Source organism: Deltaproteobacteria bacterium (genome assembly GCA_009930495.1).
Taxonomy (GTDB): Bacteria; Desulfobacterota; Desulfovibrionia; order Desulfovibrionales; family Desulfomicrobiaceae; genus Desulfomicrobium.
This window is the reverse complement of the sequence record RZYB01000283.1, coordinates 1-2,384: the sequence shown is the minus strand read 5'-3', so window position 1 is coordinate 2,384 and position 2,384 is coordinate 1. Positions and strand designations below refer to the sequence as shown.

The 2,384-nt window shown below is 58.1% G+C and carries 4 protein-coding genes; 3 read left to right on the top strand and 1 reads right to left on the bottom strand.

Going from position 1 to position 2,384, the window contains the following annotated elements; translation table 11 throughout:
• Positions 1 to 55 precede the first annotated feature (55 nt).
• The 3 genes from EOL86_13805 (at position 56) to moaC (ending at position 1,944) form a co-directional block, all read left to right on the top strand.
• Complete coding sequence (locus tag EOL86_13805; GenBank protein ID NCD26649.1) at positions 56 to 286, top strand: DNA-directed RNA polymerase subunit omega; 231 nt, start codon at positions 56 to 58, stop codon at positions 284 to 286.
• Positions 287 to 1,396, top strand: a complete 1,110-nt coding sequence (dnaJ, locus tag EOL86_13800; protein ID NCD26648.1) for a molecular chaperone DnaJ — start codon at positions 287 to 289, stop codon at positions 1,394 to 1,396.
• A 68-nt stretch (positions 1,397 to 1,464) separates the two neighbouring features.
• Positions 1,465 to 1,944: a cyclic pyranopterin monophosphate synthase MoaC gene (gene moaC / locus EOL86_13795; protein NCD26647.1), complete on the top strand. Its 480-nt coding sequence runs from the start codon at positions 1,465 to 1,467 to the stop codon at positions 1,942 to 1,944.
• 341 nt (positions 1,945 to 2,285) lie between these two features.
• On the opposite strand, the gene EOL86_13790 is transcribed toward moaC, so the two are convergent.
• A partial coding sequence (locus tag EOL86_13790; protein ID NCD26646.1) for a glucose-1-phosphate thymidylyltransferase occupies positions 2,286 to 2,384 on the bottom strand: 99 nt, incomplete at its 5' end.

The following is a 2,384-nucleotide window of genomic DNA, read 5'->3' as shown; positions in this document are numbered from 1 at the left end:
GTCGCTGTGATCGAGTCGTGGCGGACATGTACATATACATTTTTTTGGAGGTGCAATGGCCAGAATTACCGTTGAAGATTGCCTGGAGAAGGTCAACAACAGATTTCTGATCGTGCAGATGGCCATCAAGCGGGTCAAGCAGTATCACGAAGGATACGAACCCCTTGTGAGCAGCAAGAACAAGGAGATCGTGACCGCGCTGCGCGAGATCGCCGAAGGCAAGGTTCTGCCAAGCGTGAACCATACCGAGGATTTTAGCTACGAATCGGAAGATCAGGACGAATAAATGGCGGATAAGCGTGATTACTATGACGTGTTGGGGGTGAGTCGGAGCGCTTCGGCCGATGAAATCAAGAGCTCCTACAGGAAACTCGCCTTCCAGTACCATCCGGACCGCAATCCGGACAACCCAGAGGCGGAGAACAACTTCAAGGAAGCGGCCGAAGCCTATGAGGTTCTGAGCGACGCGGGCAAGCGCGCCCAGTATGATCGTTTTGGCCATGCCGGCATGAATGGCCAGGGTTTTGGCGATCACTTCCATTCGTCGGACGATGTCTTTAGCGCCTTTGGGGACATCTTTGGTGATTTGTTTGGTTTTGGCGGGGCGACCGGCGGTCGACGTCGGCCCCGGGCCGGGGCCGACCTGCGTTACAACCTGAATGTATCCTTTCGCGACGCGGCCAAGGGCACGGAAGTGGATCTGAACATCCCCAAGCGGGAGGTTTGTTCTGAATGTTCCGGCTCCGGGTCGGCTCCAGGGCATGCTCCCGAGACCTGCAAACATTGTCACGGCCAGGGGCAGGTCACCCAGAGCCAGGGTTTTTTCCGTATTTCCGTGCCCTGTCCGGTTTGTCGGGGCGAGGGCAAGGTCATTACCCACCCTTGCGCCAAATGCCGGGGGCAGGGTGTCGTGCAGGTCAAAAAGAGCCTCAAGGTGCGCATCCCGGCCGGCGTGGACAGCGGCAGTCGCTTGCGTCTGCGCGGCGAGGGCGAACCCGGCGAATTCGGCGGGCCGCACGGCGATTTGTACGTGGTCATCTATGTCGACGAGGACAAGATTTTTTCCCGACGCGGCCAGGATTTGGTCATCGTGGCCGAGATCAGTATCGTGCAGGCCATTCTTGGGGCCAAGATCGATGTCCCGACTCTGGACGACCCCGTGACCCTGGAGATCCCCAAGGGTACCCAGTCCGGCAAGATACTGCGCATCAAGGGCCTTGGCCTGCCACATCTGGGCAGCACCCAGAAGGGCGATCTGTTGGTGGAGGTCTCGGTTCGTATCCCAACCAACGTGACCAAGAAACAGGAAGAATTGTTGCGCGAGTTTGAAAAGGTGGAAGATGGCCGGCCCTTGAACAAGGTCAAGGATTTTTTCAAGAAAGCCATGGGTGATTAGACAAAACCCAGGAACCGACGAGGCCGGAAGCAGTGCTTGCCGGCCTTTTTCATTTGTGGAGGTGAACGATGGAACAGAAGCTGACGCACATCGACGAAGCGGGCAACGTGGTCATGGTCGATGTCGGGGACAAGGCGGAGACCAAGCGTCGGGCCGTGGTCCGGTGCCGGGTGGTCCTCAACGCGCATACGTTTGGGCTTTTGACGCAAAACGCCCTGCCCAAGGGCGACGTGTTGACCACGGCCAAGGTGGCCGGGATCATGGCCGCCAAGAAAACCTGGGAACTCATCCCCATGTGCCACCCGATTTTGATTTCCTCCGTGGATGTGCGCCTGGTTCCCGTGCCAGCCGATTTGTCCATCGAAATCGAAGCCGAGTCCCGGACCACCGGTCCCACCGGCGTCGAAATGGAAGCGCTCATGGCCGCCCAGGTCGCGGCCATGACCATCTACGACATGTGCAAGGCCGTGCAGCGCGACATCCGCATCACGGATTGTCGGTTGACGCATAAGAGCGGCGGCCGAAGCGGCGAATTTAACGCCGAGTAGTCATCGCGAATTGGCAAAACAGGGCCGGGCACGGGGTGCTTGGCCTTTTTTTATGTGCGGGTGGTATCGCGGTGGAGTCTCGAGGGCTATGAACTACCCGCACCTATGCTTTGCAGCATAGGTGGGGTTTCGTGCTTCGACGGGGGCCCGGCTTGTGAGCCGAGTCTGACGCCCCTCCATTTTTTTTGATCGCAAGTTCCTCCATTCTTCCACGTCTGAAAGGCGGTTTCCGAAACGATTCGGGGTGTGATCTTGTCCAGATCGCGTCGGTTCGCCACCCGCTCATGAGGACCAGTTCACGCACGGAGGTCCTTAGGTTCGTGGAGTCCTAGTTGCCGCTGTTATGCGAAACTCGTGCGTTTTAGAAGGTTGAGCAGGTAGCGGCCGTAGCCGTTCTTGGATAGGGGTTGAGCCAAGCGGGCAACTTGGTCCGCATCGAT

Bases quoted from the DNA above. Each gene is read 5' to 3' on its own strand.
- EOL86_13805 (NCD26649.1), top strand. From the start codon at position 56: ATGGCCAGAATTACCGTTGAAGATTGCCTGGAGAAGGTCAACAACAGA.
- dnaJ (NCD26648.1), top strand. From the start codon at position 287: ATGGCGGATAAGCGTGATTACTATGACGTGTTGGGGGTGAGTCGGAGC.
- moaC (NCD26647.1), top strand. From the start codon at position 1,465: ATGGAACAGAAGCTGACGCACATCGACGAAGCGGGCAACGTGGTCATG.